Genomic DNA, 23240 nt, shown 5'->3' with positions numbered 1-23240 from the left:
ATTATTTAACACAAGAGTTAAATAATGGAAAGCCCTTAGTCGGCCACAAACTCCGATCGACTGTAGCCTTGCACATACAGCAATGCTGTCAGATCCCCGTGATTGACCCGAACCTCGCATTGCTCGGCAACCGTGGGCTTGGCGTGGAGCGCGACGCCTGTTCCCGCTCGGTGCAGCATCCCCAGATCATTCGCCCCATCTCCGACAGCCAGAACATCTGCCTCAGCCAGACCCAAACGCGCCGTGATTTGTTCCAACGCATCTACCTTTGCCTGCCGCCCCAGAATGGGCCGCAGTACATCACCCGTCAGCTTCCCGTCTTCGGCCAGCAAAGTGTTGGCGCGGTTTTCGTCAAAGCCCAGCGACTCGGCCACCTTCGCCGTGAAAGCTGTAAATCCGCCAGATACCAATGCGGCATAGCTTCCGTTCTGGCGCATCGTGGCGACCAGTTCCTTGCCGCCCGGCATCAGCGTGATGCGTTCGTCCAGAACCTTGCCAATCACCGCCTCATCCAAACCTTCCAGCAATCCGACCCGTTCAGTCAGTGCGCCTTCGAAATCCAACTCGCCATTCATCGCGCGCGCGGTGATGTCTTTGACGCGGTCGCCGACGCCGGCCTCATCCGCCAGTTCGTCAATGCACTCCTGCTGGATCATGGTGCTGTCCATATCGGCCAGCAGCATCTTTTTGCGACGCCCCTCGGCTTGTTGGACAACCAGATCCACGCCCATCTGCTGCAGGTCCGCCCAGACATCCCAGTGGTTGCCCGGCATCTCGGCCAGTGCGAACTCTGCTGCCTCATCCGGGCTGAGCCAAACGATCTCACCCCCACCCCATGCGTTTCGCAAGGACTCGACCAACGAGAGTTCCAGGGTCGGCGCGTTGGGGTTGGTCAACAGGGTGGCAACGTACATGTTCGATCTCCGGCAAGCTCACCTGCGCATATCGCAGGTGCAGCATTTTCGCCAGAGACAGTTTCGAACTAGCCCAAGATACCCGGCAGACGCAGCCCATGTTCACGGGCACAATCCTTGGCGATGTCATACCCGGCGTCCGCATGGCGCCACACACCCGAGGCCGGGTCGTTCCACAGAACCCGCTCCAACCGCCGCGCAGCATCCTCGGTGCCATCAGCGCAGATCACAACGCCCGCGTGCTGGCTAAAGCCCATTCCGACACCACCGCCGTGGTGCAGGGAGACCCAGGTTGCACCACTCGCCGTATTGATCAGCGCGTTCAGCAGCGGCCAATCCGAGACCGCGTCCGAGCCGTCCAGCATCGCCTCGGTCTCGCGGTTTGGACTTGCCACCGACCCCGAATCCAGGTGATCCCGACCGATCACAACCGGCGCTTTCAACTCGCCATTGGCGACCATTTCGTTGAAGGCCAGCCCAGCGCGGTGCCGGTCACCCAGACCAATCCAGCAAATCCGTGCGGGCAGACCCTGAAACGCGATCCGTTCTTGCGCCATGTCGAGCCAGCGATGAAGATGGTCGTTCTCGGGAAACAACTCCTTCATCTTTGCGTCGGTCTTGTAGATGTCCTCGGGATCGCCGGACAGGGCACACCAGCGGAACGGGCCGATCCCTTTGCAGAACAGCGGACGGATATAGGCGGGCACGAAACCCGGGAAGGCAAATGCATTCTCAAGACCCTCATCCTGCGCCACCTGCCGGATGTTGTTTCCGTAATCTAGTGTCGGCACACCGGCGTTCCAGAAATCGACCATCGCGGACACGTGCTGTTTCATCGAGGCACGAGCAGCCTTTTCCACCGCTTTAGGGTCTGTTTCACGCTTCTCGCGCCACTCTCCCATGGTCCAGCCCAGCGGAAGATAGCCGTTGATCGGGTCATGTGCGCTGGTCTGATCGGTGACGATATCCGGACGCATGCCACCTTCGGCCATCCGACGGTAAATCTCGGGGAAAATCTCTGCCGCGTTGCCCAGCAGACCGACCGACTTCGCCTCACCCGCTTTGGTCCAGTGGTCGATCATCTCGAGCGCCTCATCCAGCGTTTCCGCCTTTTCGTCTAGGTATTTCGTGCGCAGGCGGAAATCGATGCTGTCCGGGTTGCATTCGACGGCCAGACAGCAAGCTCCAGCAAATACAGCGGCCAAGGGTTGCGCGCCGCCCATGCCGCCCAGCCCACCGGTCAAAATCCATTTGCCAGTCAAGTCGCCGTCATAGTGCTGACGACCTGCCTCAGCAAATGTTTCATAGGTGCCTTGGACGATGCCTTGTGTTCCGATGTAAATCCACGAGCCAGCCGTCATCTGGCCGTACATCATCAGGCCTTTCTTATCGAGCTCGTTGAAGTGATCCCAGGTCGCCCAATGCGGCACAAGGTTGGAATTGGCGATCAGCACCCGCGGTGCATCCTTGTGCGTCTTGATGATCGCGACAGGCTTGCCGGACTGGACGATCAGCGTCTCGTCCTCTTCCAAATCCTTCAAACCGGCAACAATAGTGTCGAAATCTTTCCACGTGCGGGCCGCGCGCCCGATGCCGCCATAGACCACCAGCTCGTGCGGGTTTTCGGCCACGTCCGGGTGCAAGTTGTTCATAAGCATCCGCAGCGGAGCCTCGGTCACCCAGCTTTTGGCGTTCAACTCGGGGCCGGTTGGCGGATAGATGTCGCGGGTGTTCTTGCGCGGATCGCTCATTTCTGGGCTCCTTGTGCGGTCAATGCGCCCGATAGGGCAAGTTCATTAAGGCGGGTCAGCATCGTTTTCAGATGAGGGCGTAGGTTCTCGGCACGATCTTCACGCCATGTCCAAGGGGGCGTTTCATCCATATAGGCCCGCTGTGCGATCTCCATCTGGACGGCATGGAACCCCTCTGAAGGGCGGCCATAGTGTCGGGTGGTCCAGCCGCCGCGGAAGCGACCGTTCAGGACCGCATCATACCCGTTCGCAGCGGCCGCAACCTCGTGAATGGCCTGCTCAATGGCCGGATCGCAGGTCTGTCCGTCATTCGTTCCGGTATTGAACACCGGTAATTCGCCCTCGAACAGAAACGGGATCACCGAACGGATCGAGTGGCAGTCAAACAGGATCGCCACGCCGTGCGTGTCCCGCACTCTGGTCAGTTCTTCCAGCAAGGCAGCATGATAAGGTGCGTGGTACTTTCGCCGCCTGTCCTCAACCTCATCCTCGGACGGCTCTTGGCCCGGATGCCAGATCGGCTGCCCGTCAAAATCGGTCAGGGGCACCAAGGTCGTCGTGTTCTGTCCCGGATACAGCGAGGACCCGGCAGGGTCTCGGTTCGAGTCGACAACATAACGGTGGACATGGGAGCGTACGACCGTTGCGCTATCAAAAAGCCCTTCATAGAGCCTGTTTATGTGCCAATCCGTATCTGCCAATCCGCGCCCGGTATCATTCAGACGAGTCGCTATTTCGGCTGGTACATGGGTGCCGCCATGGGGTTGCCCCAACACAACAGGTCCATCCCCACGCTGAACGCTGAGGACCTGCATCAGAACAACTCCGGCATCGGAGTGCCCACGGCCCCGAGAATCTCACCCCCGGCCACCAGTTGCTTGGAGGTTTCCAGTTCCGGCGCCAAATAGCGGTCCTCTGCCAGCGGCGGGATATCCGCCCGGAGCCTGTTGATCACTTGCTGCAATGGCTCGCTGGTTGCCAAGGGCCCGCGAAACTCCACCCCCTGCGCCGCGCACAGCAGTTCGACGCCCAGAATGTAGTTCAGGTTCTCGACCATCCGTGTCAGACGTCGCGCACCATGCGCGGCCATGGACACGTGATCCTCCTGATTGGCCGAGGTCGGGGTGCTGTCGGTGACACAAGGGTTGGCGAGGTGCTTGTTTTCGCTCATCAGCGCAGCAGTGGTGACCTCTGCAATCATCAGACCCGAGTTCAGGCCTGGGTCTGGTGTCAGGAAAGGCGGCAGGTCAAAGCTGAGCGTCGGGTCCACCATCAACGCGATGCGACGCTGTGCGATCGCTCCGACCTCGGACAGGGCTAACGCGATCATGTCGGCGGCAAAGCCAACCGGTTCTGCATGGAAGTTACCACCTGACACGATGATCCCCGCTTCAGTCAGCACAAGGGGGTTGTCGGTGGCAGCGTTCGCCTCGATCTCAAGCGTAGCCGCGGCCTGACGCATGACGTCCATAGCCGCGCCCGTGACCTGCGGTTGGCACCGGATGCAATAAGGATCCTGCACGCGGGTATCACCATCCCGGTGGCTTTCGCGGATCTCGGAACCCGCTAGCGTGGCACGCATGGCGCTGGCGGCCTCGGTCTGGCCGCGATGACCGCGCAGAGTGTGGATCTCAGGTTGCAGCGGTGCGGTGGACCCCATGATGGCATCTGTCGACAGGGCCGAAATGACAAGCGCGCTCTGGGCAGCGCGCCATGCTTCAAACAGACCCGCAAGCGCAAACGCGGTCGAAAACTGGGTACCGTTGATAAAGGCCAAACCTTCTTTCGGACCCAGCTCAATAGGCTCTAAACCGACGGATTTCAGCGCCACTTCACCCGGCAAGACCGAACCATTAACCTCTGCTTCCCCTGACCCGATGACGACAGCGGTCATATGGGCCAGCGGCGCAAGGTCACCAGATGCACCGACGGAGCCTTGGGCCGGGATCACCGGCGTAACGCCTTTGGCCAGCATCTGTTGCAGCAGTTTGATCAGTTCCCAACGAACGCCCGATGCGCCACGGCCAAAAGACAGCAACTTCAGGGTCATCATCAATCGGGTCACACGGCGCGACACAGCGGGCCCGACGCCGCAGCAATGGCTGAGGATCAGGTTGCGTTGAAGGGTCGAAGTATCTTTGGCGGCAATCTTGTGGCTTGCCAGTTTGCCGAACCCGGTGTTGACGCCATAAACAGGCTCTACACCCGCTGCAGCGTCCAGAATTCGCCGAGCCGCAGCTTCCACCACGGGTCTGCACGCAGGGTCCAGTGATACGGATGTTTGGTTCCAGTAAACCTCTGCCAGATCAGACAGCGAAACCTGCCCCGGGACAAGCGAGAGGGCCTTCATGCCGAACCTCCGAAAATGCGCGTGTGTAATGGATTGAATCCAATGCGGTAGGACAGTTCTGCCGGGTGCTCGACATCCCAGACTGCCAGATCCGAGCGCTGGTCTGAGGCGATCGTTCCCGTGTCTTGCAACCCGAGCGCTTGCGCGGCGTGACGCGTAACACCGGCCAACGCCTCTTCGGGTGTCAGGCGGAACAGCGTGCAGGCCATGTTCATGGTGAGCAACAAGGACGTCAGCGGCGACGATCCTGGGTTGCAATCGGTCGCCAGTGCAATTGGAACCCCGTACTGGCGTAGCAGTTCAACTGGCGGCACCTGTGTCTCGCGCAGTGTGTAGAACGCCCCGGGCAGCAGTACTCCCACGGTGCCTGCCTGTGCCATTGCAGACACGCCTTCCTCGTCGAGATACTCGATGTGATCTGCAGACAACGCGCCGTACGAGGCCGCCAGCGCCGCGCCGCCCAGATTCGAAAGTTGTTCCGCATGCAATTTGACCGGAAGGTTCAATTCCTTTGCGACATCAAAGATCCGAGCAATTTGCGCCGGATCAAAGGCGATTCCTTCGCAAAAACCGTCTACGGCATCCACCAACCCTTCTTCATGGGCCTGGCGCAGTGTGGGAATACAAACGTTGTCAATGTAGTCGTCCGGGTGCGCTTTGTACTCGGGCGGCACCGCATGCGCGCCCAGAAAGCTGTTCTTTACGCGAAACGGGCGTGCTTTGGCGATCCGGCGCGCAACGCGCAACATCTTAAGCTCGGTATCCGTGTCCAGCCCGTAACCCGATTTGACCTCGATGCAGGACACCCCTTCGGCCAGCAACGCATCCACTCGGGTCAGGGCATCCGCCAGCAGTTCATCCTCACTGGCCAAACGCGTCGCGGTGACTGTGGACAGAATGCCGCCGCCCGCGCGCGCGATTTCCTCGTATGAGGCCCCTTTCAGGCGCATTTCGAACTCGACCGCTCTGTTTCCGCCGAACACCACATGTGTGTGGGCATCGATCAGAGCGGGCGTGATCAGCCGGTCGCCGTAATCCGTCACAGACCAATCGTCATATTTTGCGGGCAGCGCAGTTTTAGGCCCAATCCAAACGATTTTTCCGCCGTCGACGGCAAGCGCCGCATCCTTAACCATCCCGTAAGGCTCATCCCCATGGACCATGGTCGCCACGCGCGTGCTGAAAAGAACAGATTTTTTCACCATGACGATTCTTTTGGGCTCCCTTTGCGATTGGATTTTTCGTATACGTATAAAGGTCTAAAGTCTACACAAAATGGAAATACGATGACGATCCACGCAAAAACCGCTTTGTTAGGCTCTGATTGGGTCAGCAATTTGCGGATAGAAATCGAGCAGGGGCAGATTCAGAAAGTGCAGACCGGAACATCTGCGCTGCGCGGTGACACACAAGTTGATGTGCTGATTCCGGCACTGGGCAACCTGCACAGCCATGCGTTTCAACGCGCCATGGCCGGCATGACCGAGGTCCGTGCTGCGGGGCGCGAAAGCTTTTGGACCTGGCGCACTCTGATGTATCGATTCCTGGACACGTTGACCCCGGATCACCTCGAAGCCATTGCCGCGCTGGTCTATATGGAGATGCAGGAGGCCGGATATGCCTCGGTCGGCGAGTTTCATTATGTCCATCACCAACCGGGAGGAACGCCTTACGACCGATTGTCCGAACTCAGCCAGCGCGTATTTTCTGCGGCCAACCATACCGGTATCGGGCTGACCCACCTTCCCGTTCTCTACACTTACGGCGGCGTCGAGCAGCAACCACTAACCGGCGGACAATTACGATTTGGCAATGCGCCGGATCGGTTCTTGCATCTGGTTGAGGAGTGCCGAGCAGCGCTCCCTAATACCGACTCCGTCATCGGGATTGCTCCGCACTCCCTGCGGGCGACGTCGCCTGCAGATTTGCAGAATGTCCTGCATGCCACTCCTGATGGTCCGGTGCACATTCACATCGCGGAACAGGTCAAAGAGGTCGCCGATGTCGAAGCTGCTTTGGGTCAGCGTCCCGTTGCCTGGTTGCTGGACAACGCAGAGGTCGACCATAAGTGGTGCCTGATCCATGCAACCCACATGACGAACGAAGAAACCCGTGCCCTGGCGCAGTCTAGCGCGGTTGCCGGACTATGTCCGATCACCGAGGCCAATCTGGGCGACGGTATCTTCAACGGGGCTGTATACGTCAGCGAAGGCGGACGATTTGGCGTTGGATCAGACTCTAATATAAGGATTTCCCTACCTGAGGAGCTGCGGACGCTGGAGTATTCGCAACGGTTGAGAGACCAAGCACGAACTATTCTGGTCAAGGACGAAGGGTCGGTCGGTAATGCGCTCTACACCGGGGCCGCGTCAGGGGGTGCGCAAGCGTTGGGGCGGAATGCCGGGGAGATCGCTGTCGGTAAACTGGCGGACCTCGTTGCAATCGACCGGACTCATCCCACGCTGTGCGCGTTGACCGACCAGCAATTGCTGGACGGCCTTTGTTTTGCTGCCCCGGATGGGTTGGTGACGGATCTTTGGTCTGCCGGAAGGCACATGGTGCAGCAAGGCCGCCACGTAAACCGGGACAGGATCGTCCCCGCCTATCGGTCAGCAATTGCCGATCTACTAGCCGACGTCTAAACCGACCTATCAAAGAAAGCAGGCACATGACTCAACCGACGGAAACCACCAGCTACAGGGACATCAAAGAAACCGTGCTGGCGCGCATTCGGTCGGGGCGGTGGCGGCCCGACTCTCTGCTGCCGAATGAACAGGACCTTGCCGTCGAATTCTCGTGCACCCGGACCACAGTGAACCGCGCGTTGCGAGAACTGGCCGAGGAAGGGTATCTGGAGCGGCGCCGGAAAGCTGGCACGCGCGTTCTGAGCGCACCGCAACGGCAGGCCCGCTTTACGATCCCAATGGTGCGGGACGAGGTTGAGGCGCTGGGCGGCACCTATCGCTATGCGTTGGTTTCATCGGAGGTCACGAACGCCCCCGATTGGCTGCGTGCGCGTCTTGCCTTAAAGCCGGATCAAAGCGTCATGCAAGTGCGCTGCATGCATTTCAACGGCAACACGCCGTTCCAATACGAGGATCGCTGGATCGTCATCGACTCGGTTCCGCAAGTGGCTGAGGCGGATTTTGCTGCCATCGGTCCGAACGAATGGCTGATCCAAACCGTTCCATTCACCAATGTTGAGCTGAGTTTCCTGGCCAGCCGTGCGGATGAAACAGTGGCGGGGTTCCTGGACGTCCCTGTGGGCGAACCGGTGTTCACGGGCGAGCGTATCACGTGGCTGGAGGGGCAGCCGGTCACTTTCGCGAAGATGTACTTTGCCGCCGGGTACCGCATGACCACACAGTTCTGAGTTTGTCTGCGATTTCCGCTTTACCGTCTTTCTAATCCACGCCAGATTCAGCGCAATTTGGTCCAGTGCGAAGGAACTATGGGATGGGCAACCCTCTGTATGATCGACTGTTTGGTATTCATGCAGGAAAGGACACGCCATTCCTGCATCTGCCTGACGGCCAAATCATCTCCCACGCCGCATTTCTGGACATGACCGCCCGGATCGCCAATGCGTTGACCGGGTTTGAGCTTGAGCCCGGCGACCGGGTTGCGGTTCAGGTGGAAAAGTCACCCGAGGCTTTGGCCCTATACGCGGCCTGCGCACTGACCGGGGTGATTTTTTTGCCGCTGAATACTGCCTACAAATCAGTGGAACTCAGTTATTTCATCGAAAACAGCGGCGCGGCATTGGTGGTTTGCGATACCGCCAGCGAGGCAGAACTGACACCGATCGCTGAGGCGCAAAACGCCAGGTTAGAGACGCTAAATGCCGACGGATCGGGCAGCCTCATGCGCCGGGCTTTGGGAATGCTGCCGGCATTTGCACCGGTGAAGAGGGCCGAGGACGACCTTGCCGCCTTTCTCTATACCTCTGGCACAACCGGACGGTCCAAAGGCGCAATGCTGACTCAGGCAAACCTGTTGTCCAATGCCGAGACGCTGGTCCAGGAATGGCGATTTACCAAGGAAGACGTGCTGCTGCATGCCCTGCCGATCTTTCACACACATGGGCTGTTTGTCGCGACGAACATCATTCTGGCCTCAGGCGGGTCAATGATCTTTCTGCCGAAATTCGATCTGGATGATGTCCTGCGGCTTATGCCCCAGGCAACTTCGATGATGGGTGTGCCGACTTTCTATACCCGCCTGTTGGCGGATGAGCGCTTTACCGGCGATCTGGCGCGGCATATGCGGCTGTTCATCTCGGGCTCGGCCCCTTTGCTAGCCGAAACCCATGAACGGTTTGAGGCGCGCACCGGTCACCGCATCCTTGAACGCTATGGAATGACGGAAACCAACATGAACACCTCGAACCCCTATGACGGTGAACGCCGCGCAGGGACTGTCGGGTTTCCTTTGCCGGGCGTTGAACTGAAGGTAACTGACCCTGATACGGGCGAAACACTGCCGCAGGGCGAGATCGGCATGATCGAAGTACGCGGTCCAAACGTTTTCGAAGGCTATTGGCAGATGCCTGAGAAAACCGCCGCCGAGTTGCGTGCGGACGGGTTCTTTATCACGGGCGATCTGGGGCGCGTAGACGAGGACGGCTATCTCCATATCGTCGGTCGGGGCAAAGACCTGATCATCTCAGGCGGGTTCAATATCTATCCGAAAGAGATCGAACTGGTGCTGGACGATCAGTCCGGTGTGCTGGAAAGCGCCGTGATTGGCGTGCCGCACCCTGATTTTGGCGAGACGGTGCTGGGCCTTTTGGTGGCAGAGCCTGGTGGGACGCCAGACCTTGATGCCATTCTGTCCAATGTTCAAAACGAGTTGGCGCGGTTCAAGCATCCCCGAAAGCTGATCGTACTGGATGAACTGCCGCGCAATACGATGGGTAAGGTGCAGAAGAGCGCCCTGCGCGAACAGTTCAGGGATCTGTTCGTCAAGAGCTAGGGATCAAAGGCGCACGACCATTTTCGGTTAACAGCCAGCAGTTGCGACCCTCGAACACCGCCGGAACCAGTGGTCGGCCCATCCCGGCACCGCCGTCCAGGTTGATCCGGTTGCCAAGATGCTCGGCCCGTTGGGCGGGCGTGTGGCCGTGGACAATCAGACAAGGATGCGGGCGCGGGTCGTTCAGAAACTCGCCCCGTATCCAAACCAGATCCTCTTCGGTTTGATCCGCCAAAGCGACACCGGGGCGAATGCCTGCATGGGCAAAGAACACCTCTCCTACCTGATGATGTGTCACAAGGCTGTTCAGAAATTCGATATGGGTTTTCGGAACAACATCGCGCACCCGCTCAAGAAGCTGGTAGATGCGGTCATACTCCGAGAATACGACGCCGTATGACGCCAAAGTCTCTGCCCCGCCCAGACGATGATGCAACCAGTGTTCCCCTACCCGCAGTTTGGCCTCGGCCGTGGAGCCATCGTTCAGGAAGCGGGCAAACATCCGGTCGTGATTGCCAAGCAAAAAGACCCAGTTCCGCCCGGCGCGGTGTTCTGCGGACAAGAGGTCCAGAACAGCACGGCTGTCCGGCCCTCTGTCCACATAATCACCCAGAAACACCACGTGGGCGTCCGGCCCACCGTCGGCTTCGATCAGGCTCAGCGCCTGTTGCAGCATCTCAAGCTGACCATGAATGTCGCCGATTGCGTAAACTGGGGAGCTCAAAACGGTGCCTCTAAAAAGTGTAAGCCGCCTTGGGCAGCAACATGCTTGCAGAAAAAAGACAATGCCCGCACTTTTCAAGCACGGGCATCGTCGAAATCACAATTTTTGGACCACAACTCAGGCCACGTCGAACTCCAGCGGTTTGATCTGAGTGAACAGCCCGGTTTCCGCCAATTTCGCCCGCGCTTCGGCCGGAACCGGCTCGTCCACGTAAAGCAATGCGATGGCTTCGCCTCCGGCTTCGGCGCGGCCCAGCGTAAAGTTAGCGATGTTCACGTTGTTCTCGCCCATGGTCTGGCCCAGCGTACCGATGATGCCCGGGACATCCTCGTTCGTGGTGTAGAGCATATGCGCGCCGACTTCGGCGTCGATATTGATACCCTTGATCTGGATGAAGCGCGGCTTGCCATCGCTGAAGACCGTACCGCCAATCGAACGTTCGCGCTTTTCGGTCACCACAGTCACTTTGATATAGCCTTCAAAGGCGCCGGACTTGTCCTGATTGGTGGTCGACAGCTGAATTCCGCGTTCCTTCGCAACGACCGGGGCCGAGACCATGTTCACCTCGGGATTGAATTTCTTCATGATCCCAGCGACGACAGAACAGTTTAGTGCGGCAAGGTTCATTTCCGCCGCGACGCCGTCATAGAGGATGTTGATCGCCTTGATCGGCTCATCCGTCATCTGGCCGATGAAGCTGCCAAGATGACCCGCCAGCTTGATCCACGGTCCCATGACCTTGGCCTCTTCGGCGGTCACGCTGGGCATGTTCAGTGCGTTTTCGACAGCTCCGGTCAGCAGGTAGTTCGAGATCTGCTCAGCCACCTGAAGCGCCACGTTTTCCTGTGCTTCGGTTGTTGCCGCACCAAGGTGAGGCGTGCAGACCACGTTGGGCAGGTTGAACAGCGGGTTGTCCTTGGCCGGCTCCTCGCTGAACACGTCAAAGGCTGCACCCGCAACATGACCAGAGGTCAGCATCTCGGCCAGAGCCGCCTCATCGACCAGACCACCGCGCGCGCAGTTGACGATGCGCACACCCGGCTTGGTTTTGGCCAGATTCTCGCGGCTCAGGATATTGCGCGTCTGGTCGGTCAATGGCACGTGCAAGGTGATGAAGTCAGCCCGCGACAACAGCTCATCCAGTTCGACTTTTTCCACACCCATCTTGGCGGCTTTCTCTTCGCCCAGATAGGGGTCGTAGGCGATGACCTTCATTTTCAGGCCCAGCGCGCGTTCGCAAACGATACCGCCAATGTTGCCCGCGCCGATAACACCGAGGGTCTTGTTGGTCAGCTCGATCCCCATGAACTTGGACTTTTCCCACTTGCCCGCATGGGTCGAAGTGCTGGCCTCGGGGATTTGCCGCGCCACGGCGAACATCATCGCGATCGCGTGTTCGGCGGTGGTGATCATGTTGCCAAAGGGTGTGTTCATCACGATCACACCCTTTTTCGAGGCCGCATCCTTGTCGACATTGTCGGTCCCGATGCCTGCGCGACCGATAACTTTCAGATTGTCCGCCTTTTCCAGCAGGGTGGGCGTGACCTTGGTGGCCGAGCGGATGGCGAGACCGTCATATTGACCGATCACCTCGGCCAGCTTGTCTTTGTCCTTGCCCAGATCAGGCATGAAATCCACGTCGATGCCGCGATCTCGGAAAATCTGAACGGCGGTTTCGCTGAGTTTGTCAGAGACGAGTACTTTGGGAGCCATGTTCGTGGTCCTTGCATGTAATGAGAGATCCGGGCCTGAGGCGGCCCGGTGAAGATTGGAAAGGATCAGGCGGCTTCAGATTGCGCGGCAATCTCGGTCTCGAAAGCCCATGCCAGCCAGGGCAGCATCGCTTCGATATCCTGGGTTTCGACCGTACCGCCACACCAGATACGCAAGCCGGCAGGCGCATCGCGATAGGCTCCGATATCCAGGGCGATGTTCTCGGCCTCCAGCCGCTTGGCAACAGCTTTGGCGAACGTCGCACCGTCCTGAATACGCGGATCGGTGAATTTCAGGCAGACCGAGGTGTTCGACTGCGTTGCCGCGTCCTCGGCCAGGTTGGCGATCCAGTTGTTCTGATCGCAGAACGCATGCACCGCACCGGCATTGGCATCGGCGCGAGCGATCAGGCCTTGCAGCCCGCCAACCGAGCGCGCCCAATCCAGGGCAAACAGGTAGTCTTCGACCGCCAGCATCGACGGCGTGTTGATCGTGGCTCCGGTAAAGATACCGTCGATCAGCTTGCCACCTTTGGTCAGGCGGAAAATCTTTGGCAGCGGCCACGCGGGCGTATAGCTTTCCAATCGCTCTACAGCGCGGGGCGACAGGATCAGCATGCCATGAGCCGCTTCTCCACCCAGCACCTTCTGCCAGCTGAAGGTGGTTACATCCAGCTTGTCCCACGGCAGGTCCATCGCGAAAGCTGCCGAGGTGGCATCACAAATTGTCAGCCCTTGGCGGTCATCGACGATCCAGTCGCCGTTTGGAACCCGCACGCCCGAGGTGGTGCCGTTCCACGTAAAGATAACGTCATTGGCGAAGTCTACCGACGCCAAATCAACCAGTTGCCCATAGTCAGCCGTCTTCACTTCGGCATCGATCTTCAGTTGCTTGACCACGTCGGTTACCCAGCCCGCACCAAAGCTTTCCCAGGCCAGCATCTCGACTTTGCGTTCGCCCAGCAACGACCACAGAGCCATCTCAACCGCACCGGTGTCTGACGCGGGAACGATACCGATCTTGTAGTCTGCCGGAATACCAAGCACCTCGCGCGTGCCCTCAATGGCGGCCTTCAGCTTGTCCTTGCCAACCGCAGCACGGTGCGACCGGCCCAGCGCAGCATCCGCCAGTTTGGTCAAATCAAATGTGGGGGGTTTGGCGCAGGGGCCCGAGGAAAAACGCGGATTAGCCGGCCGCGTCGCCGGTTGTTCGATAGCCATGTGTATTATCCTTCCAGATACACGCCCCTCGTTGGGGAGGGGTGTCCCACGGACAGAGCTATTGCGTGGCAATACGCTCAGCAAGCGGAAAAGACGCTTCTGGTGTCAAAAACGACACCAGAATATGCGCGTATCTGGAACGTGAGTTTCCTATCGGCTTCACGAAGCGAAGCGGACGGTCTCTCCGGTCTCAAGCGCCTCTTGCGCGGCCAGCCCCATCTTCACTGCCCAAAGACCATCCTGCAGTGTCACTTCCGGCCTGGCTATTTCGCCTCGCAGAACTGCCAGGAACCCCTGATGCTGATAGAAGGTCGAACCGTTGTGATCCCCGGCGGCCAGCAAGCGCGGATCGACCGGTATCTCCTTGGCAATCGGCCCCTTCGGGTCGCGAGGGCTGACGATGACCTGCGGCACGGGCGGCTCCCCCAAATGTTCCGGCCAGAAGCGCCCGGGTCCGGGAACCAGCGCTTCGATCTTAGCATCCGGACCAACGGCCGAGATTTCCTCTTGATACCGCGACCCTTCGGCAAACATGCACAACTCTAGCATCGCGCGCGCACCCGAGGCGAAATCTACGATGACGTATCCGTGGTCGAGGATATCCGGTGTCTCACCTTCATACGACTCGCTCAGGTGATTCACCGCCTGCCCGCCACTTGCGGTGACGCGCACCGGGTCAGATTGCAGGATCAGGCGCATGAGGTCGAAGAAATGGCAGCATTTCTCGACAAATGTCCCGCCCGTATTGCGATTGAACCTATTCCAGTTCCCAACCTTTTCAAGAAATGGGAACCGATGCTCGCGGATCGACAGCATCCTGACGCCACCCGTAGCCTCCGCCTCGGCAACCAAAGCGGCGATGGGTGGCATATAGCGATACTCCATAGCCACCCAGATCGGATGCGGATAGTCGCGCTGGACGGCTTCCAGCCGCGCGACATCTGCAGGATCAGTGAACAGAGGTTTTTCGACCAGCAACGGCAAGGGTCGTGTTCGGGCAATCTCTTCAATCTGATCCACGTGCACATGATTGGGGCTGACGATGACAACGCAGTCCAAATCCGCAACCGCCAACAAGTCCTCGACCGACGTGACCATCACCGCATCCGGCGCAATCGCCTGTGCAGCCTTCGCCATCTCGGCGTCCGGTTCGAAAATCGCTGAAACGCGCGTGTCGTCCAGCAGGGCAATATTGTGCAGATGCTCTTGCCCCATCATACCACATCCGATCAGCCCGTAGTGAATGGTCCGGGTCATGCGCAGTTCCTTTTACTTCAGTCGTTGGACATAGGTGGCCCGATCCGGGTCGAACCATGTTTTTGAAAACTCAACCGGTTCGGGTTTTTCCGACCAACTGAACCGTTCGATGTAGCCAACCGTTTCTCCGACTGGCTTGGTGAAATCAGCAGGCGTCCAATCCGGCAGCGCCCCAAGAGAAACCCTGTCTTCAGCTCGCGTTATCCAGAACCCAAGCTGGTGCTGATAGTACCGGTACAACGAGTCGGAGAGCAGGTGCCGATCAATCTGTCCGGCAGATTCGTCCAGCCAGATCTCCTCGACAGCGATGATTGTGTCATTCAGGTAGCGCATCCGGCGCACCCGCGATCCCATTTCAGACGCCCCAAAACGCGGCAGGTCCACAGGCTTTTTCAGATGATCGACCGAGAGGATATCCGCGCGTGGCAACCCGCCGCCTTCGGGTAGTTCCAAGCGAAACATTGCATAGACGCTGTTCTGTGTTCCGGTCTCGCGTATGTAATTCCCGGACCCCTGAATACGCTCCAGCATGCCTTTTTTCTCAAGCTCAGCGAGCGATTTTCGCAGGGTCCCGACCGAAACCTTCAGTTCGGCTGCTAGATCTCTTTCCGGCGGCAAACGCTCTCCATCAATCAGGCGTCCAGCAGCAATGTCGCGGATCAGAAGCTCTGCGATCTGAACGTAAACAGGCAGAGCATTCGGGTTTCGGTTGGCTGAGGACATCTTGGGGCGCTTCACTCGGTCGCAGGAAAAATTGATACACCATTGATCTACATCAATGTGATTGCTACGCAAGAGGAAAGTCACAGCACTGCGGAGAGCGAATCAGATGACCATCGTCCCCATCACCTCACCCGATTTGAATGCGGCCGAGGTTTCGTGGTTCGCGGCGCTGTGCTCGGACGATTACCAGTTTCTTGGCGTGCCGGATGGCGATCTGCGATCCAGCTGGGACCACTGCTCGGGCATCGTGAAAGAGGCCGAGGCGCAAGGGTTCCGAAACATCCTCTGCCCTTCGTCCTATCAGGTGGGTCAGGACACATTGAGCTTTGTCGCGGGATGCGCGCCGATTACTGAAAAGATCAACATGCTGGCCGCTGTTCGCTGCGGTGAGATGCAACCCATCATGCTAGCCCGCACCATTGCTACGCTGGACCACATGCTGAAAGGGCGGTTGACCGTCAACATTATTTCATCCGACTTCCCCGGCGAGAAAGCCGACAGCGCCTATCGCTATCAGCGTTCGCGCGAGGTGGTTGAGATCCTGAAACAGGCGTGGACCCAGGATGAAATCAACCATGCGGGCGAGGTTTATAACTTCTCAGGGCTGACGACCGATCCGACGAAACCCTATCAGACCGGCGGGCCGCTTCTGTACTTTGGTGGCTATTCCCCATCCGCCTTGGACCTGTGTGGCGAGCATTGCGACGTCTACTTGATGTGGCCGGAGACCAAGGATCAACTGGCCGAACGGATGAAGGCCGTGCACGCGGTTGCCGAGAACTACAACCGAACGCTGGATTACGGCCTGCGCGTGCACATGATCGTTCGCGATACTGAGGCCGAAGCGCAGGAATACGCGGATTACATCGTGTCCAAACTGGATGACGAATACGGCCGCGCGATCCGTGAACGGGCGCTGGATGCGACCTCACTGGGTGTGGCACATCAGGCCAAGAACCGCGATCTGGCGGATGAGTATGGCTATGTCGAACCTGGCTTATGGACCGGTGTGGGACGCGCGCGGTCTGGGTGCGGCGCAGCTCTGGTCGGATCGACTGATCAGGTCATGTCCAAAATCGAGGAATATCAGAAGATGGGCATCCGTGCCTTCATCTTCTCGGGATATCCCCACATGGACGAAGCCCGCCATTTTGGCAGCCGTGTTATGCCGAACCTGAAAACCTGCTCCCTTCCCGAAGCCTACGGAAGGGTTCCTGCAAATACACCGGCCACACCGCTGGGCAATGGAGTTCGTCGCTGATGCAACGCGTAAAACTATCTGACTCGCTGGACATGAGCCGCCTTGTCTATGGCATGTGGCGGCTGGGCGATGACACGGATACGTCAGTAGGCCATGTCGAGGCCAAGATTCAGACCTGCCTGGATCAGGGCATCACCACATTCGATCAGGCCGACATCTATGGCGGTTACGCGGCCGAGGCTGTTCTGGGCAACGCCCTACGCGCAAATCCGGGCCTGCGTAAACAGATGGAAATCGTCACCAAATGTGACATCGTCGCGCCGATGGGCCGATATGCGGACGCCAAGTGCAAGTACTATGACACCTCACGCGCGCATATCCTGAAATCGGTTGAGACGTCATTGTCAGAAATGGCTATCGATCATATCGACCTGCTGCTGATCCACCGCCCCGATCCGTTCATGGATCATCACGAAACAGGTGCCGCGCTGGACGAAGTTGTCGCCAGCGGCAAGGTCGGCGCAGTGGGCGTGTCCAATTTCCGCCCTTGGGACTGGAGCTTGCTGCAATCGGCGATGAATACGCAACTGGTGGCCAACCAGATCGAGATTTCTCTGGGTGAGATCAGCCCCTTCACTAACGGTGATCTTGCCTTTCATCAACAACACGGCCAGCCGGTAATGGCCTGGTCACCATTAGGTGGCGGGTTGCTGATGGCCGGAAACCCTCCGGTCGGTGTGGTTGCGGATGAGATCGCGGTCGAGTTCGGCGTGGATCGCGCCGCCGTCGCAATCGCGTTCCTGCTGGCGCATCCAGCCGGTATCCTTCCGGTTCTGGGCACTAACAATCTGGACCGCATCAAAGGCATTTCCGATGCGCTGAAAGTCAATCTGGATCGCGAGAGCTGGTTTCGCCTGTACGAGGCGGCACTGGGGCATGAGGTACCATGATGAACGCAATCTCAAAGGACATGACACACACCTTCGTCCCGCACAAGGACGACACCCGCACCCTGCGCGATGCCTTTGGCCGCTTTGCCACCGGTGTCACTGTCGTCACCTGCGACAGCGCCGATGGACCGGTCTGCATCACGGCCAACAGCTTTTCGTCGCTGTCTCTGGATCCGCCGCTTGTGATGTGGGCGGGGGACCGCAATTCTCGGCGCTTCCGTTATTTTCACGAGGCGCGCCATTTCAGTGTTCACGTCTTGTCATCCGAACAGGCCGAGCTGTGCTTTGGATGCTCGAAAGACGCGTTTGCGCTTCAGGATATCGAGCACGACCGTTGTGAAAACGGAACCCCGCTGCTGCCCGACTGCCTGGCCCGGTTCGAGTGTGAGCAACACGCTTATCATGACGCTGGCGACCACGTTATTGTTATTGGAAAGGTCCTGCGTGCCAGTATGGCGGACGGAGACGCATTGACCTTCTACGCCGGAAAGCTCGGCCAATTCGCGCACCAGTAAGCGCGGAATAACTGTCGCGGTGGAAACCCGCGGCTGAAAAGGGAGGATCCGCATGGGCGGATTGACGTCGGTGCTTGCGCCGATCGCGTTTGTTAATGAAACCGTGTTGCGATTGGGCCGCGCGGTTGGTGTCGTTGCGATTGCGCTTATGGTAATCGCGATCCTGATTCAGGTGTTTTTCAGATACGTTCTGGGCAACGCGCTGCCTTGGCCGGATGAGGCTGCGCGGTTCTGTATGTTGTGGATGACGGGCCTGATGGCCCCCACGGCATTTCGGCGTGGCGGGTTCGTCGCCATCGACATGGTGCCCCTGATGTTGCCGCGTGGGATCGGGCAGATCCTGAATATCCTGCTTCTTTTGGTTTCGCTGGCCGTGCTGCTGGTCGCCGTCAATATCGGTTGGTCCGAGGTGACCGGTTTTGGCGGCAAATTCGCCACAGCTGCGCTGTATCTGCCGACATCCTTTGGATTTGACGAGTGGTATCGCATCCCCCGCAGCTGGATGATGGCATCGCTGTTGGTTGGCGTCATCCTGCTGATCTCGGTGAACATCGAACTGATATTGCGCGCCTTCGTAACCCTGATGGGCGGCGGGCATCTGCTACCGGACATTGCCGACGCACCCGTGGGGGCCGAGTAAATGCTGATATGGTTCCTGCCCACGTTTCTCGTGTTCCTGTTGATCGGCCTGCCGGTCTTTTTCGCTCTGCTGGCAGCCCCCGGCATTCTGCTATGGCTGAACGGCCAGACCAACGACATCACGCTGCTCTACCGCAACGTCTATAACGGCATGGACAGCTTTCCGCTGATGGCCATCCCCTTCTTCATGCTGGCTGGTGAGTTGATGAACCGCGGTGGCATCACCATTCGCCTGGTTGAATTCAGTCAGGCGTTGATGGGGCACTTCCGGGGCGGTCTGGCTCATGTGAATGTGCTGAGTTCGATCCTGTTTGCAGGCCTGTCAGGCTCGGCTGTTGCCGATACCTCGGCGCTGGGGTCCATGCTGATCCCAGCGATGGAGAAACAGGGCTATACCCGCAAGTTCGCCGCTGCGATCACAGCGGCCAGTTCGGTGATCGGGCCGATCATTCCGCCCTCGGGCATCATGATCATCTATGCCTATGTCATGGGCGAAAGCGTTGCGGCGCTATTCCTTGCCGGTATCGTGCCGGGCGTCATGGTGGGCGTTGGTCTGATGCTGATGATCAAGGTGATGGCCGACAAATACGACTTTCCCGTCGCCAGCAGGAAGTACACCTGGGGCGAGCGTCGACAGGCCAGCCTCAAGGCGTTCTTCCCGTTGCTGACACCGGTCATCATCCTCGGCGGTATTCTGGGCGGTATCTTCACACCAACCGAAGCTGCGGCAGTTGCTGTCGGCTATGCATTCCTCATCGGGTTCTTCGTGCTGCGCACACTGACCCTGAAAGAGGTGCCGGAAATCCTCAGCAATGCAGGCCTGACTTCGGCCGTCGTATTGTTGCTGGTGGGTGCCGCGATGGCGTTCAAAACCGTTGTCAGCCTCAGCCACGCGCCTGAACAACTGGCCTCGCTGATCCTCAGCCTGTCGGAAAACCCGCTGATCCTGCTGTTCCTGATCAACCTGTTGCTGTTCATCGTTGGTATGTTTCTGGATGCAGGCCCCGCGATTATCATCCTTGGCCCGATCCTGGCCCCGATCTTTACCAGCCTTGGCGTCGACCCGATCCACTTTGCCATCATCATGAGCGTCAACCTGACCGTTGGTCTTGCGACACCGCCCATGGGGCTGGTTTTGTTCGTGGCCGCCGCCGTGTCACGGGAAAAGGTTGAAACCATTGCCAAGGCGATCCTGCCGTTCCTGGCTGTCGAAATCATAGTGATCTTTCTGATCACCTATGTCCCCGCATTATCAATGACGATCCCACGCATAACGGGATTTGCAAACTGACTGAGTATCACAGGGAGGAAACGCATGCTCGGAAGATTTATCAAAACAGCAGCCCTAGCGACATCGCTGGTTGCCGCATCCGCCATCGCGGCAACTGCAGCTGACTACACGCTGCGCGCGACTGCAAACTCTAATGAAAACGATGAGGACTATGACGGTCTGATCGTTTTCAAAAACTTTGTCGAAGCGGCCTCGAACGGTGCGATCGAAGTCGAACTGTTCATCGGAACGCAGTTGTGTTCGAACGGCGCGGAATGCCTGCAGGGCGTTGCTGATGGCACCATCGACATCTACATCTCTACCTCTGGCGGTGCGTCGGGAATCTTCCCTTACGTACAGGTGCTCGATCTTCCCTACCTGATGGCAGATGACCGTGTGGCCGAGCGTGTACTGTCCGGTGATTTCACACGGAAAATGCGCGAGATGGCGCTGGAGGATTCCGGCGGTGCGATCCGTCTGATGACCATCGGCAACACAGGCGGCTGGCGCAACTTTGCGAACACGCAGCGCCGGATCGCCGAACCCGCGGACATGGAAGGCCTGAAGATCCGCACCGTGGTCGCTGACCTGCCTCAGGAACTGGTCAAGGCATTGGGCGCCTCGCCCACGCCGATTCCGTGGCCCGAGCTGTTCACCAGCTTCCAGACCGGTGTTGTTGAAGGATCCAAGAACGGCATTACCGACATCATGGGCATGAAGTTCCCGGATGCAGGCCTGCAATACGTCACGCTGGACGGCCACGCTTATATGGGTGCGCTGTGGTGGATGAATAACGCCAAGTTCCAGGAGATGCCCGAGGATCTGCGCCGCGTGGTCGTCGACGGTTTCTATGCCCTGCAGCAGGCCACTTTTGCCTCGCCCAAGCGCAAGTCGATCCAGGCTTATGAAGATTTCGTTGCGGGCGGCGGTGACCTCTACGTCCCGACACCCGATCAGAAAGCCGCGTTCAAAGATGCGGCTACGCCTGTTTACGAGTGGTTCCAGTCGAACGTGGCTCGCGGTGATGAGATTTTTGCCGCGCTGACCGAAGCCGTTTCGATTGCGGAAGGCGAGATCAATGCGTCACGCGATGCAGACCTGAACTAATCAATTGTGGGTCGGGCCTTGTGGCCCGGCCCTTTCACCGAAACGGGTACATCCACCCTTTGTAGTCGTTGACCAGAACATGCGCCCTTTCAATCTGCTCCGGCGACATTTTCTTGACCACTTCCTCAAGGCTGATCGCCGCGTCGGGATCGCCGCCAATGGCGCTAAGCGTGTACCACATGTAAGCCCGCACCAGATCGGGCGCAGGCATGCCCAGACCAAGCTCATAATACCAGCCAACACCAGACTGCGCCCCGGGATGACCTTTCATCGAGGCGCGCAGATACCATTCAAAGGCCCGCTCATAATCCTGCTCGACGCCCAGCCCAAGGCCATACATCACACCGATCAGCTCTTCCGCCTCGGCATTGCCAGAACGCGCGGCGGGCCAAAGTTCCTCGCGCGCGGCCTCAAACTCTCCCGCCTCCATCATATCGCGGGCCTGCTCCAGTTCGGCAAGCGCCGGGGTGGCAAGAAGACAAAGGGCAAAAACATACTGACGCATGGGGTGGCTGCTTTCCTCTGGGCCGGGACGGCAATCGCGCAAGAACTTCCACGACCGCTAACAGATGACGATTTCCTGTCCTTTGATATGAAACAGGCCGCCATCGGTCATCAACTGTTTTACGACCCGATCCTGTCAGGCAATCAGAACATCGCCTGCGCCCATTGCCATCACCCCGATTTCGGAACGTCGGACGGGTTGTCACTGGGCATCGGCGAAGGTGGTGACGGCCTGGGACCCGACCGAAACCCCGGCACAGGCGCCGACAAGATCCGCAAACGCATCCCCCGAAACTCTCCGGGCCTTTGGAACCTAGGGGCGAAGGACATTCACACCCTGTTTCACGACGGTCGGCTGAGCATCTCAGATGTTTATGGCAACCGCTTCAACTCGCCCGCACAGGAATGGTTGCCAGAGGGTTTGAACTCACTGCTCGCTGCGCAGGCGTTGTTTCCGCTGACCTCGCAGTTTGAGATGGCAGGCAACGTGGCCGAGAACCAGGTCACTGGAGCCGTACACGACCGGATCGACAAAGGCTGGCCGATCCTCGCCAAAAGGGTGCGCACCGATCCGAACTATGGTCCGGCCATCGTCGCTGCGTTTGACGAAATCGAGGCGACCGAGGACATCTCGATCACCCAGATAGCCAACGCGCTTGCAGCCTTCATGGCCGTCGAATGGCGCAGCACAGACAGCCCGTTTGATCAGTATCTGGCCGGAGACACTACCGCCCTGTCACAGGACCAAAAGAACGGCATGAGCCTGTTTTACGGAAAGGCGCAATGCTCTGCCTGCCATTCCGGGCCGCTCATGTCGGATCAGAAGTTTCACGCGCTGGCTCTGCCACCATTCGGACCGGGCCGTACAAGACAATGGGACCCCTACGTCCGGGACGTCGGTCGCATGGGCGAAAGCGACCGGTTGGAAGATGCCTACAGGTTTCGCACACCGATGCTTCGAAACATCGCGCTGACTGCGCCTTACGGCCATAACGGAGCGTTACCCGATCTCGAAAGCATGATCCGTCATCATCTGAATCCGCAGCAGAGCCTGTCGCAGTGGACTCGGGACATGGCCGCTTTGCCCGACGTGCCCTGGCTTCAGAAAGCGGACTTTGTGGTGTGGGACGACAAGTTCGAAATGGAACGTCAGCGCACCAAGATCGACATTCGTCTAGTAGAACTATCCGACGAGGAAATAAAAAGTCTCATCGCCTTTTTGCAGGCACTGACGGGGTCAAGCGTAGAGACGCCGCCATTCGGCGTGCCTGAAGGGTTCGTACCATAAGAAAAACCCCCGCTTTTCAGCGGGGGTTTCGCGTTTTTACTCGGCGGCTTCTTCGTATTCTGACATTGGTGGGCATGTGCAGACGAGGTTTCGGTCTCCGTATGCGTTGTCGACGCGGTTGACGGGGGACCAGTATTTGT

At 58.6% G+C, this 23240-nt stretch carries 21 protein-coding genes; 10 read left to right on the top strand and 11 right to left on the bottom strand.

What is annotated here, in order from left to right; genetic code table 11:
* Positions 1-35: 35 nt before the first annotated feature.
* From serB to hutI, 5 genes are all read right to left on the bottom strand, one after another.
* Positions 36-914, bottom strand: a complete 879-nt coding sequence (gene serB, locus ACR0AA_RS16840) for a phosphoserine phosphatase SerB (protein WP_480665079.1) — start codon at positions 912-914, stop codon at positions 36-38.
* Positions 915-982: 68 nt separating this feature from the next.
* On the bottom strand, positions 983-2665 hold the full coding sequence (gene hutU / locus ACR0AA_RS16835) for a urocanate hydratase (RefSeq protein ID WP_480665078.1): 1683 nt from the start codon (positions 2663-2665) through the stop codon (positions 983-985).
* On the bottom strand, positions 2662-3480 hold the full coding sequence (gene hutG, locus ACR0AA_RS16830) for an N-formylglutamate deformylase (protein WP_480756474.1): 819 nt from the start codon (positions 3478-3480) through the stop codon (positions 2662-2664). The genes hutU and hutG overlap by 4 nt, the downstream gene beginning before the upstream one ends.
* On the bottom strand, positions 3480-5015 hold the full coding sequence (gene hutH / locus ACR0AA_RS16825) for a histidine ammonia-lyase (protein WP_480665076.1): 1536 nt from the start codon (positions 5013-5015) through the stop codon (positions 3480-3482). Before hutH ends, hutG begins: the two co-directional genes overlap by 1 nt.
* A complete protein-coding gene (gene hutI / locus ACR0AA_RS16820) occupies positions 5012-6220 on the bottom strand; it encodes an imidazolonepropionase (protein WP_480665075.1) in 1209 nt (402 codons plus the stop codon). The genes hutH and hutI overlap by 4 nt, the downstream gene beginning before the upstream one ends.
* Positions 6221-6301: 81 nt before the next feature.
* On the opposite strand from hutI, the gene ACR0AA_RS16815 reads away from it, so the two are divergent.
* The 3 genes from ACR0AA_RS16815 (at position 6302) to ACR0AA_RS16805 (ending at position 9989) form a co-directional block, all read left to right on the top strand.
* Complete coding sequence (locus ACR0AA_RS16815) at positions 6302-7657, top strand: formimidoylglutamate deiminase (RefSeq protein WP_480756473.1); 1356 nt, start codon at positions 6302-6304, stop codon at positions 7655-7657.
* Positions 7658-7683: 26 nt separating this feature from the next.
* Complete coding sequence (locus ACR0AA_RS16810) at positions 7684-8388, top strand: GntR family transcriptional regulator (protein WP_480665073.1); 705 nt, start codon at positions 7684-7686, stop codon at positions 8386-8388.
* Positions 8389-8471: 83 nt separating this feature from the next.
* A complete protein-coding gene (locus ACR0AA_RS16805; RefSeq protein WP_480756472.1) occupies positions 8472-9989 on the top strand; it encodes a malonate--CoA ligase in 1518 nt (505 codons plus the stop codon).
* Here ACR0AA_RS16805 and ACR0AA_RS16800 read toward each other — a convergent pair.
* The 5 genes from ACR0AA_RS16800 to ACR0AA_RS16780 all read right to left on the bottom strand — a co-directional run bounded on the left by ACR0AA_RS16800 (position 9979) and on the right by ACR0AA_RS16780 (position 15626).
* The gene (locus ACR0AA_RS16800; protein WP_480665071.1) at positions 9979-10713 is read right to left on the bottom strand and encodes a metallophosphoesterase family protein; all 735 of its coding nucleotides are present in this window, start codon (positions 10711-10713) and stop codon (positions 9979-9981) included. The two genes, ACR0AA_RS16805 and ACR0AA_RS16800, sit on opposite strands and share 11 nt — an antisense overlap.
* 117 nt (positions 10714-10830) lie before the next feature.
* Complete coding sequence (serA, locus tag ACR0AA_RS16795; protein WP_480665070.1) at positions 10831-12426, bottom strand: phosphoglycerate dehydrogenase; 1596 nt, start codon at positions 12424-12426, stop codon at positions 10831-10833.
* Between the two features lie 65 nt (positions 12427-12491).
* Entirely contained in the window at positions 12492-13646 is a 1155-nt protein-coding gene (locus tag ACR0AA_RS16790; RefSeq protein ID WP_480665069.1) for a phosphoserine transaminase, read from the bottom strand.
* 159 nt (positions 13647-13805) lie between these two features.
* Positions 13806-14903, bottom strand: a complete 1098-nt coding sequence (locus ACR0AA_RS16785; protein ID WP_480665068.1) for a Gfo/Idh/MocA family protein — start codon at positions 14901-14903, stop codon at positions 13806-13808.
* A gap of 12 nt (positions 14904-14915) precedes the next feature.
* Entirely contained in the window at positions 14916-15626 is a 711-nt protein-coding gene (locus ACR0AA_RS16780) for a GntR family transcriptional regulator (protein WP_480665067.1), read from the bottom strand.
* Between the two features lie 106 nt (positions 15627-15732).
* On the opposite strand from ACR0AA_RS16780, the gene ACR0AA_RS16775 reads away from it, so the two are divergent.
* From ACR0AA_RS16775 to ACR0AA_RS16750, 6 genes are read left to right on the top strand one after another with little or no spacing between them, the layout of a single operon-like run.
* A complete protein-coding gene (locus tag ACR0AA_RS16775) occupies positions 15733-16887 on the top strand; it encodes an LLM class flavin-dependent oxidoreductase (RefSeq protein WP_480665066.1) in 1155 nt (384 codons plus the stop codon).
* On the top strand, positions 16887-17777 hold the full coding sequence (locus tag ACR0AA_RS16770) for an aldo/keto reductase (RefSeq protein WP_480756471.1): 891 nt from the start codon (positions 16887-16889) through the stop codon (positions 17775-17777). Before ACR0AA_RS16775 ends, ACR0AA_RS16770 begins: the two co-directional genes overlap by 1 nt.
* Positions 17777-18292 carry a flavin reductase family protein gene (locus ACR0AA_RS16765; protein WP_480665248.1) on the top strand — a complete coding sequence of 172 codons (516 nt, stop codon included), beginning with the start codon at positions 17777-17779 and terminating at the stop codon, positions 18290-18292. The genes ACR0AA_RS16770 and ACR0AA_RS16765 overlap by 1 nt, the downstream gene beginning before the upstream one ends.
* A gap of 52 nt (positions 18293-18344) precedes the next feature.
* A complete protein-coding gene (locus ACR0AA_RS16760) occupies positions 18345-18932 on the top strand; it encodes a TRAP transporter small permease (protein ID WP_480665064.1) in 588 nt (195 codons plus the stop codon).
* Complete coding sequence (locus tag ACR0AA_RS16755; RefSeq protein ID WP_480665063.1) at positions 18933-20222, top strand: TRAP transporter large permease; 1290 nt, start codon at positions 18933-18935, stop codon at positions 20220-20222. It abuts the gene before it with no gap.
* A gap of 24 nt (positions 20223-20246) precedes the next feature.
* The gene (locus ACR0AA_RS16750) at positions 20247-21308 is read left to right on the top strand and encodes a TRAP transporter substrate-binding protein (protein WP_480665062.1); all 1062 of its coding nucleotides are present in this window, start codon (positions 20247-20249) and stop codon (positions 21306-21308) included.
* 34 nt (positions 21309-21342) lie between these two features.
* On the opposite strand, the gene ACR0AA_RS16745 is transcribed toward ACR0AA_RS16750, so the two are convergent.
* Positions 21343-21813: a tetratricopeptide repeat protein gene (locus tag ACR0AA_RS16745; RefSeq protein ID WP_480665061.1), complete on the bottom strand. Its 471-nt coding sequence runs from the start codon at positions 21811-21813 to the stop codon at positions 21343-21345.
* Positions 21814-21816: 3 nt separating this feature from the next.
* On the opposite strand from ACR0AA_RS16745, the gene ACR0AA_RS16740 reads away from it, so the two are divergent.
* Positions 21817-23100, top strand: a complete 1284-nt coding sequence (locus ACR0AA_RS16740; RefSeq protein WP_480665060.1) for a cytochrome-c peroxidase — start codon at positions 21817-21819, stop codon at positions 23098-23100.
* Positions 23101-23240: the final 140 nt, after the last annotated feature.

The sequence above is a fragment of the Ruegeria sp. CE8 genome (assembly GCF_056537465.1).
Note: the sequence above shows the minus strand (reverse complement) of the source record. Positions and strands in the feature narration are given on the sequence as shown.